The sequence below is a fragment of the Paraniabella hibiscisoli genome (genome assembly GCF_022512515.1).
GTDB lineage: Bacteria > Bacteroidota > Bacteroidia > Chitinophagales > Chitinophagaceae > Niabella > Niabella hibiscisoli.
On record NZ_JAKWBK010000001.1, the window covers coordinates 86,839 to 99,418 of the forward strand.

The 12,580-nt window shown below is 43.6% G+C and carries 14 protein-coding genes and 2 pseudogenes; 11 read left to right on the forward strand and 5 right to left on the reverse strand.

Annotated elements, in window-relative coordinates:
* Positions 1 to 9: 9 nt before the first annotated feature.
* The 5 genes and pseudogenes from MKP07_RS00555 to MKP07_RS00575 form a co-directional block, all read right to left on the reverse strand.
* Positions 10 to 543 carry a TolC family protein gene (locus MKP07_RS00555; RefSeq protein WP_240844519.1) on the reverse strand — a complete coding sequence of 178 codons (534 nt, stop codon included), beginning with the start codon at positions 541 to 543 and terminating at the stop codon, positions 10 to 12.
* Positions 441 to 1,358 (reverse strand): TolC family protein, encoded by a 918-nt coding sequence (locus MKP07_RS00560; RefSeq protein WP_240844520.1) that lies wholly within the window; start codon positions 1,356 to 1,358, stop codon positions 441 to 443. The genes MKP07_RS00555 and MKP07_RS00560 overlap by 103 nt, the downstream gene beginning before the upstream one ends.
* 257 nt (positions 1,359 to 1,615) lie before the next feature.
* Positions 1,616 to 1,872, reverse strand: a pseudogene (locus MKP07_RS41885) (His/Gly/Thr/Pro-type tRNA ligase C-terminal domain-containing protein).
* Positions 1,818 to 2,696: a threonine--tRNA ligase gene (gene thrS, locus MKP07_RS00570; protein WP_240844522.1), complete on the reverse strand. Its 879-nt coding sequence runs from the start codon at positions 2,694 to 2,696 to the stop codon at positions 1,818 to 1,820. The pseudogene MKP07_RS41885 and the gene thrS overlap by 55 nt, the downstream one beginning before the upstream one ends.
* A complete protein-coding gene (locus tag MKP07_RS00575; RefSeq protein WP_240844523.1) occupies positions 2,687 to 3,550 on the reverse strand; it encodes a TGS domain-containing protein in 864 nt (287 codons plus the stop codon). Before MKP07_RS00575 ends, thrS begins: the two co-directional genes overlap by 10 nt.
* A 170-nt stretch (positions 3,551 to 3,720) precedes the next feature.
* On the opposite strand from MKP07_RS00575, the gene MKP07_RS00580 reads away from it, so the two are divergent.
* The 11 genes and pseudogenes from MKP07_RS00580 to MKP07_RS00630 all read left to right on the forward strand — a co-directional run bounded on the left by MKP07_RS00580 (position 3,721) and on the right by MKP07_RS00630 (position 12,569).
* On the forward strand, positions 3,721 to 4,416 hold the full coding sequence (locus MKP07_RS00580) for an outer membrane beta-barrel protein (protein WP_240844524.1): 696 nt from the start codon (positions 3,721 to 3,723) through the stop codon (positions 4,414 to 4,416).
* 140 nt (positions 4,417 to 4,556) lie between these two features.
* Positions 4,557 to 4,817, forward strand: a complete 261-nt coding sequence (locus tag MKP07_RS00585) for a two-component regulator propeller domain-containing protein (RefSeq protein WP_240844525.1) — start codon at positions 4,557 to 4,559, stop codon at positions 4,815 to 4,817.
* Positions 4,814 to 6,892: a ligand-binding sensor domain-containing protein gene (locus MKP07_RS00590; RefSeq protein WP_240844526.1), complete on the forward strand. Its 2,079-nt coding sequence runs from the start codon at positions 4,814 to 4,816 to the stop codon at positions 6,890 to 6,892. Before MKP07_RS00585 ends, MKP07_RS00590 begins: the two co-directional genes overlap by 4 nt.
* Positions 6,886 to 7,197, forward strand: coding sequence for a histidine kinase (locus MKP07_RS00595; RefSeq protein WP_240844527.1), 312 nt, complete (start codon positions 6,886 to 6,888; stop codon positions 7,195 to 7,197). Before MKP07_RS00590 ends, MKP07_RS00595 begins: the two co-directional genes overlap by 7 nt.
* Positions 7,194 to 7,502 carry a sensor histidine kinase gene (locus tag MKP07_RS00600; protein WP_240844528.1) on the forward strand — a complete coding sequence of 103 codons (309 nt, stop codon included), beginning with the start codon at positions 7,194 to 7,196 and terminating at the stop codon, positions 7,500 to 7,502. Before MKP07_RS00595 ends, MKP07_RS00600 begins: the two co-directional genes overlap by 4 nt.
* Positions 7,503 to 7,594: 92 nt before the next feature.
* Positions 7,595 to 7,885, forward strand: coding sequence for a hypothetical protein (locus MKP07_RS00605; protein WP_240844529.1), 291 nt, complete (start codon positions 7,595 to 7,597; stop codon positions 7,883 to 7,885).
* A 5-nt stretch (positions 7,886 to 7,890) separates the two neighbouring features.
* Positions 7,891 to 8,520 carry a response regulator transcription factor gene (locus MKP07_RS00610; RefSeq protein ID WP_240844530.1) on the forward strand — a complete coding sequence of 210 codons (630 nt, stop codon included), beginning with the start codon at positions 7,891 to 7,893 and terminating at the stop codon, positions 8,518 to 8,520.
* A 64-nt stretch (positions 8,521 to 8,584) separates the two neighbouring features.
* Positions 8,585 to 9,412: a hypothetical protein gene (locus tag MKP07_RS00615; RefSeq protein ID WP_240844531.1), complete on the forward strand. Its 828-nt coding sequence runs from the start codon at positions 8,585 to 8,587 to the stop codon at positions 9,410 to 9,412.
* Positions 9,413 to 9,435: 23 nt separating this feature from the next.
* Positions 9,436 to 10,137: a hypothetical protein gene (locus MKP07_RS00620; RefSeq protein ID WP_240844532.1), complete on the forward strand. Its 702-nt coding sequence runs from the start codon at positions 9,436 to 9,438 to the stop codon at positions 10,135 to 10,137.
* A gap of 121 nt (positions 10,138 to 10,258) precedes the next feature.
* A complete protein-coding gene (locus MKP07_RS00625; RefSeq protein ID WP_240844533.1) occupies positions 10,259 to 11,326 on the forward strand; it encodes a hypothetical protein in 1,068 nt (355 codons plus the stop codon).
* 332 nt (positions 11,327 to 11,658) lie between these two features.
* Positions 11,659 to 12,569: pseudogene (locus MKP07_RS00630) on the forward strand (serine hydrolase domain-containing protein).
* Positions 12,570 to 12,580: the final 11 nt, after the last annotated feature.

The window sequence follows — 12,580 nt, forward strand, 5'->3', positions numbered from 1 at the left end:
GTTTAAGTTTTATTTGGGTTGGATGGATCCTTCTGCTCTTTGCACATCTATTTTGCTGCTCAGCAAACCATAAACGGCATTGAAATAACTGATCTGCGATGCACGCAGGTCTGTTTGCGCCGTTATGAGTTCGAGGTAGGTTTTAATACCCTCCCTGTACTGCAGTTCTATAATACGTTGCACTTCCCTGGCCAGCTCCATATTTTCTTTCAAGGCCTGGTAATTCGCCATACTGGCACGATACTGTGCCATGGCAGTTTTGTATTCGCTGCTGGCCTGGTTGGTGAAGTCAACAAGATCTAACCGGGTTTGCTCCACCTGGCGCTCTGCGATCGTGATATTATGTTTTCTCTTTCCACCCTGGAAAATGGGAAAACCTAAAGTAATGGCCGCATAAGAGTTCGGAAAGCTTTGGTTAAACAGTTTTGCAAAATCATCATTTAAGAAGTTGCGGAGATAAGCAGCATTGGCCGATACCGTAGGTATATAGCTCCACTTATTATAACGCACATTAGCTTCCTGCAACCTAAGCTGGGCCTGCAACTGCTGATATTCAACCCTGCGGGTGTAAGCCGGAGCCTGTAGTGTATCAAAAATATTTCCTTCTCTAAAGTGGCGCTGTCGTATAACAAAGACAGTTCTTTTTCGCTCGGGTAATTGATCAGGAATTTAAGATTGGCAACTTTAGCATTAAGCGCTTCCTCAATCTCTTTTTTAGAAGCCGTAGCGTTGTTTAAAGCAATTGTAGCACGTTGATAATCTGTCTTATCCGTCACTCCTGCATCAAACCGGGCTTTGGCATCTTTGAGACTGCGTGACAACATTGCAATGTTCTCTTCCGTGATCTTACGCTGCTGATCGGTGGCCAGCAGGTCATAAAAATTCTTGGAAACACTGGCTACCAGGTTGATCCTGGCATTTTCCGTTTGTTTGGAAGCCACCAGTCTTACATCTTCTTTTGTGCGGCTTGCTAACAGTGCGTCGCGGTTAAAGATATTCTGCGTAGCTGTAAACTGTAATGCCGAGGTGTTAAATACCCCGAAACGAACCTGGTTACCACCGATGATATTAACCGGCAATTGAAAGTTACGCTGGTAATTGTAGTTGAAATTCACCTGTGGATACCAGTCTGCCAAACGATTTTTTATCTGCAGATCAGTAATTTCCTGGTTGATCTCAGCCTGCTTAACGCCTGGCTGGTGGGTTAACGCATAATCGATAATACCTGCCAGGGTTGCCTGTTGTAGTGTGCTATCGCTGGTTTGCGACTGCGCATTTAAATGAACACCGAATAAACAGGAGAGGCCGGTTATTGTTAAACCGATCCGGTGTTTCCATTTCTCAAAACAAAAAGTCATATAATATTATTTATCCAACGTTTTATTGAATAAAGTCTTCAATAAAAAACTAAAAACAACAACAGATCGAGTGGATTGTTTAATAAACTGATCTGCATTAAACACTTTTTTTTCGCAGGCAGGCAATGTTTTAGCAGCGGAGAAAGTTTAGACGCTCTTTATTTTCAAAGATTGCGCTGCTTTAAAAAAATTAAACAATCGTTTAAATCGTAACAAAAAAATAACCCGGAGTACACTAACCCCGGGCTGTCTGTTACTTATTGGTCAGTCTTTTCTTTTATTTCCTGTTGCAGGGTTGCGGTAAATTCTTCTACCGTTTTAGCCCCTTCATCACCGGTACCATGTTTGCGTACCGACACAATGCCTTCGTTCATCTCTTTTTCACCCAGCACCAGCATATAGGGATTTTTTGCAGTTCAGTATCTCTTATCTTCTTACCAATTTTTTCCTGCCGTTCGTCTATCTCCGCCCTGATCTCCGCTTTTTCAGCGCGTTGAGCACCTGTGCAGCGTATTCCTGATACTTGTCAGAAATAGGTAAAATTTTCACCTGCGTTGGTACCAGCCATAGCGGCAGTCTTCCTGCACAATGTTCCAATAAAACGGCCACAAAACGCTCCATGCTACCAAAAGGTGCGCGATGGATCATTACAGGGCGTTTCTTGGTATTATCGCTATCCGTATATTCAAGTTCAAAACGTTCGGGAAGATTGTAATCTACCTGCACGGTACCTAGCTGCCAGCTTCTGCCTAACGCGTCTTTTACCATAAAGTCGAGCTTAGGGCCGTAGAATGCCGCTTCCCCTCTTACCTCCACGGTAGTTAATCCTTTCTCCGAAGCCGCCTGGCGAATAGCATCTTCTGCTATCTCCCAGTTTTCGTCAGAGCCAATATACTTGGTCTTGTTTTCTTTATCGCGCAATGAAATCTGTGCCGTATAGTCTTTGAAACCCAATGCATTAAACACATATAATACCAGGTCTATTACTTTCTTAAACTCCTCCAGTACCTGATCGGGACGGCAAAACAAATGCGCATCGTCCTGCGTAAAGCCACGCACACGGGTTAAACCATGCAACTCTCCGGCCTGCTCATAGCGATACACCGTACCAAATTCTGCATAGCGAACCGGTAAATCTTTATATGATTTAGGTGAGGTTTTATAAATTTCACAGTGATGCGGGCAATTCATCGGCTTTAAGAAAAACTCTTCACCTTCATGAGGAGTCTTTATCGCCTGAAAACTATCTGCGCCATACTTTTCGTAGTGCCCGGAAGTTTTGTATAAATTAATGTTGCCAATATGCGGCGTAATTACCGGCAGATACCCTACTTCCAATTGAGCCTTTTGCAAAAATTCTCCAGGCGCTGGCGCAGCATGGCTCCTTTAGGCAACCACATGGGCAAACCCTGTCCTACTTTCTCAGAGAAAGTAAACAGCTCCAGTTCCTTTCCTATTTTCCTGTGATCGCGCTTTTTAGCCTCTTCCATCATGATATTATATTCCTCTAGCTCTTTATTGGAAGGGAATGTAACGCCATAGATCCTGGTGAGCATTTTGTTCTTTTCATCTCCACGCCAGTAAGCACCTGCTATATTGGTCAGCTTGATGGCCTTAATAAAACCTGTGTTGGGAATATGCGGCCCGCGACATAAGTCGGTAAAATCGCCCTGTGTATAAAAACTGATGCTTCCGTCCTGCAGATTTTCAATCAGCTCTAATTTATAGGGATCGTGCTTTTCTGTAAAATAAGTGATCGCGTCAGCTTTTGAAACCGCTTTGCGCTCGAACCTGGATTTTTTAGAAGCCTTTTCCTTCATCAGCTTTTCAATCTTTACCAGGTCTTCTTCCGTTATCTTTATATCACCCAGGTCAATATCATAGTAAAATCCTCTTTCGATGGGAGGGCCGATAGCGAATTTAGTATCCGGGAATAATTCCTGTATAGCTTCTGCCATTAAGTGAGCAGACGAATGCCAGAAGGTGGATTTCCCCTCATCGTTGGTCCATGTAAGCAGTTTTAAGCTGGCATCTGTGTCAATAGGCTTAAAAGCATCTACTACCACACCATTGACCTCGGCTGCTAAAACATTTCTTGCCAGGCCCTCGGAAATAGATTTGGCTACATCCAGCGCAGTAACACCTGATTCAAACTCTTTTTGGGCTCCATCAGGTAAAGTAATTGTGATCATCTGCAATATCAGTTTTTAAAAAGTTTGCTAAAATACTAAACTATTATGAGGAGGCAAAAGAGTAAAGCAGCATTTGCAAAAAGACGATGGTTTTCACCAGTTGAATTTTATGATTTTTGGCATGGTTTTGTTAGAATTTTATTAAATCTTAAACCCTTAAACCTTATTTTATGAAATTTTATTCTATCACAGCCCTATTTTTAAGTATATCCGTCGTAAGCCAGGCACAACAAGGCTGGGCGGTTAGCGACAAAGTAATGATCGGACATAGCTGGACAGTTGGCAACCGGACCAGCGATGACATGAAATACGCCTTTCACCCAACCGTTCAATTTGGCCGTGCCGCTTTTTATAATTTTAGTGACAACATAGGTATTGGCCTGGGTACCTTTTTTAGCACAGAAGGTGGCAGGTTCAAGATCTCAGATGGCTCTAACGAAGGTAAAGCCGAGCAACGTATGAACTATGTGCGCATTCCATTAGGAGCGATGTTTACTTTTGGCGACCCTGCCAGCAGGGTAAGACCCCGACTAGGCCTAGGCGGATCAGTAGGATTTTTAGTAGGTGGAAAAACTTACTTAATCAACGAGGAGGATGCATTTGCCGGAGCTAAAACAACAAAAATAATGAGCACTAAAATAGATGCCGGAGCGAACGCTTCGCTGGGTTTTAGTGTAAGAGTTGCGGATGGCTTTCTGATCAACCATGATATCAATTACTACCATGGCCTTGTGGAAAATAAATACGAGGCAACCAACCTGCCCTCATTTACCCATCGTAACGTAGGCTTAAGTATGGGTTTCAGCATTACCGGTGATGCTATGAAAAGATGGAAAGGTAAAATGAAAGGCATGCATCATAACTAAAAACATATCAACTAATATAACAACTTATCCCTGAAAACTCAGAAGCCGCTATGTATTTCACAAGCGGCTTTTTCGTGGAGAGACTGCTCTGTCGCATGTTTATGCGATATCAATTTTAGATTTTGGTTTACCTTAGTGCCATGGTCCTCCGGCTGCTGCTGTCGCTCACTTTACTAATTGCTTTATACACCCCGCTGTATTCGCAAAGCTATACTTTTAATCGTCTATCAATAACCGATGGGCTATTGTCCAACAACGTACTTACGGTAACTCAGGATCCCAGGGGTTATATATGGCTGGGGACCGAGAACGGCTTACAGCGATATGATGGCACCCATTTCAGAACCGTATGGAATGAACGGGCAGACCAGGTGCTGCTTAAAAAGATGGCAGGCTGTTGATTCGGTCCGGCACCCGGCTATGGACCCTTGACGCCCAAACATCGCAAATCACTCCTGTAAACTATGAAGGCAGCGGTGAAGTATATAATAACTCGAAAATATGGCTCAAAAAAGATGCTTCAGGCAATATCTTCCTGCTGCTTACCGGCAAAAATTGTCAGTACTTTAACGACAGCAGCAGCAGCTTCTCAAAGGCTAACAATCCATTTGTACTACCGGCCAACCTGCAGGTTATGGATATTGTGGAAGACCGCCGGAAAAAGCGGTACTGGGTAGTTTCCCGCAATGACTTTGGCTACTGGGACCAGGCAACCCGGAAATACTACAATCATGCTGCAAATACCCAAAGCGATCTCCTAATCAAAAGCATGCCACCGCATATACCAGTGGCAAGTTTGTTTATTGACACGCAAAACCGGTATTGGATACAAACCGGTAGCAACTCCAGCGCCGGCTTTCTTTGCTACAATGGAGATCAAAATAGATTCACCACGGAAGCCACTGGCTTACACAATATTGGCAGCAACGGCTACTTTGAAGTGTACGGCTTTAAACAGCTGAAAGATTCTACTCCCGCCTTGTATGGGTTAAATTGTTTCAGAGCCTGGGACCAACAGTCTTTTAAAGAGTTCAGAGCTCCTGTAACCCACCCTTACGGTATACAATTCAACTCGGTCGAAGATGTTTTTCAAAGCGATGATGGCACTTTATGGGTAGCTACCGATAACGGCTTGTATTACACAAGCCGTGTGCGCAACAATATTCATATCATTTTTAGCCAGGAAAAAGCAAGGGCTTCCATCAGCAGTTTGTTTGAAGACAGTAATGAAGATTTATGGATCGGCACCTGGGGAAAAGGTATTTTGGTTTTAAACAAGAGTAAAAATGGCCCGCGCGTAACACCACTTGAAAAAATCAACAACCTGGGCAGCAACACCAGGTATATATGGACGATTTGTGGCGACACCCGTAATCAAATATGGATTGGCTGCAATGAGGGAAGCCTGGTGCAATACCATCTTCAAACCCAAAGGGCCGTATTGCATCAGCCCCCAATATTTAATGGTAGCGCCATACGGCAGATTGTAAAAGACAACCAGGGCAAATTGTGGATAGGACTTCAGGATGGCAGATTATTCAAACACGCACCTTCCCCGGAGCCCGTTCACAATAATTCTTTTAAAGAAATACTTTCCCTGAACGGCCTCATTACGAGGATGGGCTTTTTAAATGATCGCCAGTTATGGATTACTGTAATTAACAGGGGTATTTGCATCGTTGACATACATACAGGAAAATTGATCCAATCGCTGACGGTTGATAAAGGACTACCGGGGTTTATAGCCAATGCCAGGGAGGTATTACCTGTGAATGATACGCTATGCCTGATCTCGGGAGAAAAAGCGGGCAGCCTGAATCCGCAAAATTTTCGTGTCAACTATAACTGGTTCGCCGGTACAACTCCATCCGGCAGTATTTTTACCTTACAAAAAGACTTGTACAACAATTGCTGGCTGGGAGGCAGTAACGGCATTTTTAAACTGAATACAGCTACCAGGACCATTACTAAATTTACGCAGCAAGATGAGCTGATCACTATTCACAACAATAGCTATGTGCCCGAACGCAGCATTCAATTGCGATCGGGCTGGTTGGCTTTCGGAGGCAATCAACACCTGGTGATATTTAACCCGGCAGAGTATAATAATTCAATGGCTCCTCCCAGGGTAAGTATCACAGGCTTTCAATTAAATGGTCGATATCTCCCTGAAGATTCTTTATCCTTGCCCGGAGGTATCGCAGTGCCCTATGAGCACAGAATTTTCAGCATTGAGTTTGCCGCCATCAACTTTATGCAAAAAGGCAGCTGCTGCGAGTACAAACTGGAAGGACTAAACGATGATTGGATCTCTCTTTCAACACCAACTGCAATCAATTATAACTTTCTCCCCAACGGGCATTATCGTTTTTTGGTGAGAGCCAAAAATGAACTGGGACAGTATTCTCCTGCCACCACTTCGTTGCGCATTTACATAGCTCCCCCTTCTGGAAAACTGCCTGGTTCTATATGCTGATCGGCCTGGTCATTGCGTCAATACTATTTTACCTTCACCGGTTAAGACTGCAAAAACTGCTTCATGTTGAAAAAGTAAGAAGCCGGCTGGCAAGAGATCTTCACGACGATATGGGGTCAACACTCAGCACCATTAATATCCTTAGTAATATGGCCCTGCAACAGCAATCACTGGACGAAGCTAAAAGCAAAGCCTATATGAATACCATCAGCTCCAGCACCTCACAAATGATGGAGGCGATGGATGATATTGTATGGAGCATCAATCCTATTAATGACAATATTGCAAAATTGTGGCACGTATGAAAGAAACAGCGGGCAATGTATTAGAGCCTCAGCAAATTGACTATCATTTCGACGTTAGCCCATCTGTTATGGAGCTACACCTATCTATGGATGCCAGGCGCGAAATATTTCTCATTTTTAAAGAGGCCATTAATAATATTGTAAAATATGCGAGGGCTACCCATGTGCTTTTAAGCTTTAACCGGAAGGGTAATAACCTGTTGTTAACTATTGAGGATAATGGCGCAGGTTTTGAGATCGCACACCCAGAGTCGGCAGTAAGAGGCAATGGTTTAAAGAATATGGAAAAAGAGCTGCTATGCTGAAAGGGAAATTATCGATCAACTCCCAGGTGGGTAAAGGCACCTCAATAAACCTGCTGATGCCCATCGCATAAATATGCGTTTGAAGTAACCGGATGGTGAGAGATATTTGCATTACCAAACCCAACCAATATGGGTTAAGCTCTAACAAAGAAATTAAAACGATGAATCAGAAACTCTATTCCATACTTCGGGTGCTACTAGGTATATTTATATTGCTCGGCATTTCAGAAACCGGCAAATCTATTGCAGAGGGTTCCACGAAAAGCGGCGAAGAGATTACCCGTCGTATGCTAACTGTTTTTCACAACCAGGAGCGACCGCTTCAACCGGTTATCTTTTATTGTTCACGCGTCATTGATTCAACTAAAAAACACTTGAGCTAACTCTTATGATAAAAGTATTATTATACGACGATTCCAACCAGTTCAGAGAGGCGATAGCGTTATTACTTGACGGATCAGGAGACTTCGAGATAGTGGGTAGTTTTAATAACTGCGAAACTGCCACAACTGATATCAGCATGCTGCATCCCGATGTTATTTTGATGGATATTGACATGCCTAATACTACAGGTATTGAAGGAGTCCGTATGATCAGGCAGAAAAATGACAGCATTAAAATTATTATGCTGACTGTTTTCGACAATAATAAAAATATTTATGACGCCATTCGTTTTGGGGCCAACGGGTATGTATTAAAGAAGTCGGCCCCCGCTGCTATCATCAATGCCATCAAAGATGTTTTTGAAGGTGGCGCCCCCATGAACTCATCTATCGCCACACAGGTACTTCAAATGTTTGCTGGCATGTCACCTGCCACGCAAAACTATGGCTTATCTGAAAAAGAAAAAGAGGTATTACAATCGTTGGTAGATGGCAACAGCTATAAAATGGTGGCTGCTTCCCTGAAGATCTCTATCGACACTGTTCGCACGCATATTCGTAATATATATGAAAAACTGCAGGTCAATTCCAAAAGTGCAGCAGTAGCCAAAGCGCTCAAAGACCGCATCCTCTAATATTTAACAATAAAAAAATGAAACGGCAAGCCGTAAGGGCGGTGCCATGCCTAAAACAAACAATATGAACCCTTATAACATTTTTTCAGCATTTATTTATTGCTGCCTGCTATTGATGTCTTGCAAGAAGACTACCATAATCCAGCCTGGTCCCGGTACTCCTTTGCCAACGGATACGAATAACCAACGAAGTTTCCAGGTAGCTTTTGAAACACTGCCCAACTATCAAAATACGCCTGAGGGGCTCACCGTAACAGTAGCTGTTGAGCCAGCAACGGGCGGGCAGGTTACTCATATATCAGCCAGGCTGGTTTACGACCAACAGTACCGAACTGCTGCTATCAACTTACCCAAAGGCTCCTACAAGATTAAAGGAGTGATCATTAAAAATCAAAACGGCAGCGCACTGTTTGCCACACCTGTCACAGGTTCTGTCAAAGCAGCGTTCGTCAACAAGCCCTTAAGTATAACAATGGTACTCGACGACCAGGCCGAAAAGCTGATCACATTGCAGGTTATTTCCGTTATTGCTTCAGATACACCTCAAAGCTTTGGATATGCTGACGGAAGTTTCGGCCATCGCCCCGGACAACCCGATTCAGAAATGGATAAGCAAATATTGGTGAGGCCTATTATACGTGTGGGCGATGTAATATATGACAGCATTCCAGCTCAGCTAATTGTAAAAAGCTGGGATGTCAAAAACGAGATGACTTATAATATTCATTACCTAAGGGGTGGAGCACAAGGGGTTTACCTGTCCGCTAAGGCAGTAAAGCATCAGCTATCTGTTTCCAAATGGGGTGCTTATGATGAGTTGATTTTAAATAAAGAAGATATAAAGGAGGGTGTGATATATGATATTGGCGGTAATGTGGAAGCAAAAAAATAAAATCGGTTTTTGAAAATAAGATCGTGAACGGCGTATCTACACCTATAACGAAAACGGATTATGAATACCACAATAATGGTTTTGTAAAACAAAAGCAGGTATGGGGAAAACGTACCGATATGTCTACCTATCTTGTACAGAAAGATATCTACGAATACATCAACAATAAAATAGGTATCATTAAAAGCTACAACGAAAAAGATGTGCTGATAAAAACAACAACTGTGCAGTATCAAAATACTGCAAAAAGAATTGCTTCGATAGAAGAAAAAACCAATACACAAACCATACACACTGCGGTCACTTATACGCCACTGGAGACCCGGTCAGGTATTAGCCAGGATTATCGTATAGATGCAAGCACTAATAACGGAAAGGGTTTACCCATGACTTATTTTAGTAAAACCATGCGTGGCGGATCCGTATTAATGGACCTTGCCACTACCGAAAACGGGGCCCATGCCGAAGGTTTATACGAATATGATTTCTGCATTAACCCCTATATACATCTCGAAATTCCGGACCGCCAGTTTTTGTTATACGAAAAGCACAACTTAAAATTTCAATGGAAAACCTGGCTGCGCGGTTATCCTGAAAATGAGCCTTATGCTTTTACATATACTTATGATACCGACGGCTACCCTAAAGAGCTCCTGACAAAATACAGATCGTTTCAAACTAAAAAAGAGGCTTATACGCTACGCACTGCTTACGTATACAACTAAACACATTCTTCAACATATAAATATTAAAACAAAAAATGAAACTGAAATTTCATCAGGCTCCTCTATGCCTGTTACTTAGCCTGAGTCTTATATATACATTAAGCGGCTGCAAAAAAACATAGTGCCACAGGAACCTTCATCCATTATCACTCCACTCGAGCGACCAACCGGTGTATCCATGGGCGCAACCATTACCAAAACTATAGGCCCTGGCGGTGGAACTTTGCAATCTGTTGACGGTAAAATAAGCATACAAATTCCGGAGGGAGCGCTTAGTGCGCCTACCACTGTTGGAGTGGAGCCTATTACCAACACAAACATAGCCGGTATCGGTGCTTCGTTTCGTTTAACACCACACGGCCAATTATTTGCAAAACCGATAACGATCAGCTATTCGTGGGAAGGATTACAGGACAGTATTGGACTTCCTCAGACACTGGGCCTTGCTTATCAAATGGATGACGGCATCTGGAAATTTGTTGGAGCCAGCTCTTTTAACGCTACTGCCAAAACCATCAGCTTCAACAGTACCCATTTCAGCGACTGGTCTTTAATGAACCGCATATCACTATCGCCTTACCAGGCTGACCTGGAAACCAGTGAGAAAAAAACCATACGGGCTATGATCTTTACCGAAGCGGACTGGGACAATCTTTTTGTGCCACTTGTTAATAATCCCAATGGGCCCTATAACGAACCCGGCTACCCGGTTGGCAACCCGGCACCACTACCATCGAAGTTCATTAAATCCTGGGAGCTTGCCGGGCCCGGCAACCTGAATAAAAGCAATCACCAGTCGGTAGAATACCAGGCGCCTGCATCGGTGAATGGAACAGCCACTGCCAATATCAGTCTTGAACTTAATGCGCCGGTAGCGGGCAAGTTCTTACTCATGAGTACTATAAACATTATGGGTGATGGTTGGATTGAGCTAAGCATTAATGGCAGCGCACCTGTGCGTTTTCCTGCATCACCTGTATCCAAAATGGGATCCAGGTATATCCTCGCTAATCCGGAAGATGAAGGCGGCGGGCATTTCCTGCTTACCTGGAAAGGAGAATTGGGAAGCCATGCATTCGACCTGGCAGCGGATGGCACCCGCTTTCACTTTTGCCCCCTGGCACCGGTTACAATAGCATGTATATACCGGGCCCCAATATGCCGCCTCAACCCAGTGAAGGCAATGTAAACGTTACCCGGCTGAGTAACGGTAAAGCCGAAGGGACTTTTACGATTACGAATGTGGGGGTTGGCGACAAATTCAGGCCTGAGGCAACGGCCAATGGAAAATTCAGCGCTAAACTTTTTATTCCATAAAACATCTACCCAAAAGACCTGTATCAAACAAATACAATGAAACAAATTATACCGATTACCCTCCTGTTCCTCAGTTCTTTTTTCCAGTCTTGTGAAAAGCATGATCGCCCGGTTGCCAACTTCAGGCACCTGGAGCAGGAAGTGGCAGGACTTATACAAGAGCGTACCAGAAAGCTTCCCTTTAAAGCGCCTGTCGCCTGGGCAATGGTACAGGATGGAGAGGTTAAAAGCAGTTACCAACAGGGATATGAAATACCTGATGCCAATACCCTTGTATCTGATCAGAGCCTCTTTCTGCTGGCATCCACCACCAAACTGTTTACCAGCGTAATGGTTATGAAAGCGGCTGAAGAGGGCAAACTACTCCTGAGCAGTAAGGCTTCCGAATTTATCGATAACTTACCTGCTACCTGGCAATCTATAACCATCAGCCATTTATTATCGCATACAGATGGCATAGCCGACGTGATGGATAACAGTTATTATAAAGCGTTAGATCCTGCAATAGCAGAAGGCATGGGCAGGCACGAATACCTGGAATATGCTGCTCAATTACCTCAGCATTTCAGGCCAGGTTATCAAACAAGATATGGCCAGAGCGGCTACGTATTATTATCGTTGGTATTGGAAAAACTTTATGAGCGGTCCTATGAAACCATTGTGTCTCAAAAATTCTCATTCCGATGGGTATGAGTCATACACACTTTTTTACAGCCAGCGATGTAATCGGAACTTACAAGCCGCAGGTTTTCGAGCCAGATGGAGCAACCGGCTTTAAAAAGACAACCCCTAATTATGTTTACGCCGATTATGCTACTGCCGGAATCTGTACCAGTATGGGCGACATGATTAAATTCATACAAGCTCTTCAAAAACAGGAGCTGTTAAGTAAAGAAAGCTTCCGGCGTCTTTATACACCATTAGAAAGAGTATCTGGCTATACATTAGGCTGGGAATACCGTTATAAAGATGGCAGGCTAATGGCAGGTCACAGCGGCGGGTTGTCGGTAGTGGTAATGCATATTCCTGATACTAATACGACAAGTATTTTCCTGTCAAGCGCTGCCGACGAATCTATCCTCAACACCGCTACCAGGTTGCAGAAAAAGCCTTAGCGTTCGCAAGA

Excerpts from the sequence above, each read along its gene's own strand:
- MKP07_RS00605 (WP_240844529.1), top strand. The coding sequence starts at position 7,595 with ATGGTGAGAGATATTTGCATTACCAAACCCAACCAATATGGGTTAAGC.
- MKP07_RS00580 (WP_240844524.1), top strand. The coding sequence starts at position 3,721 with ATGAAATTTTATTCTATCACAGCCCTATTTTTAAGTATATCCGTCGTA.
- MKP07_RS00575 (WP_240844523.1), bottom strand. The coding sequence starts at position 3,550 with ATGATCACAATTACTTTACCTGATGGAGCCCAAAAAGAGTTTGAATCA.
- MKP07_RS00600 (WP_240844528.1), top strand. The coding sequence starts at position 7,194 with ATGAAAGAAACAGCGGGCAATGTATTAGAGCCTCAGCAAATTGACTAT.
- MKP07_RS00560 (WP_240844520.1), bottom strand. The coding sequence starts at position 1,358 with ATGACTTTTTGTTTTGAGAAATGGAAACACCGGATCGGTTTAACAATA.
- MKP07_RS00595 (WP_240844527.1), top strand. The coding sequence starts at position 6,886 with ATGCTGATCGGCCTGGTCATTGCGTCAATACTATTTTACCTTCACCGG.
- MKP07_RS00585 (WP_240844525.1), top strand. The coding sequence starts at position 4,557 with ATGGTCCTCCGGCTGCTGCTGTCGCTCACTTTACTAATTGCTTTATAC.
- MKP07_RS00615 (WP_240844531.1), top strand. The coding sequence starts at position 8,585 with ATGAACCCTTATAACATTTTTTCAGCATTTATTTATTGCTGCCTGCTA.
- MKP07_RS00610 (WP_240844530.1), top strand. The coding sequence starts at position 7,891 with ATGATAAAAGTATTATTATACGACGATTCCAACCAGTTCAGAGAGGCG.